The sequence below is a fragment of the Thermococcus sp. 21S7 genome, from assembly GCF_012027615.1.
In the GTDB taxonomy this organism is placed as follows: domain Archaea; phylum Methanobacteriota_B; class Thermococci; order Thermococcales; family Thermococcaceae; genus Thermococcus.
Genome location: NZ_SNUT01000038.1, coordinates 1 through 384 on the forward strand (window position 1 = coordinate 1; position 384 = coordinate 384).

The window sequence follows — 384 nt, forward strand, 5'->3', positions numbered from 1 at the left end:
GTATTATAAAGCTACAAATGCTAAAGGTGATTTGCTTGCTAATGTTTGCTTAAGCAGCAGAAAAGATTTTCGTGATGCTGTAATTGCTGCCCGCAGTGCATTTGGAGGTTGGAGCGGAAGAGCAGCTTTTAATCGTGCACAAATACTGTATCGCATTGCCGAAATGTTAGAAGGAAGAAAAGCACAATTTTTGGATGAATTAATTAAGCAAGGTGCTTTATCTGCGAATGCAGAAAACGAAATCAATCTTTCAATCGATAGATTAATTTATTATGCAGGTTGGTGCGATAAATTTCAACAGGTATTCAGTTCAGTAAATCCGGTAGCTTCCTCTCATTTTAATTTTTCTGTCCCTGAACCAACGGGTGTTGTTGCTATTATAGC

The 384-nt window shown here is 37.8% G+C and carries 1 protein-coding gene; it reads left to right on the plus strand.

Annotation, left to right across the window (positions count from 1 at the left end):
* On the plus strand, positions 1-384 hold a 384-nt coding region (locus E3E51_RS12995), incomplete at both ends, for an aldehyde dehydrogenase family protein (RefSeq protein WP_167913526.1).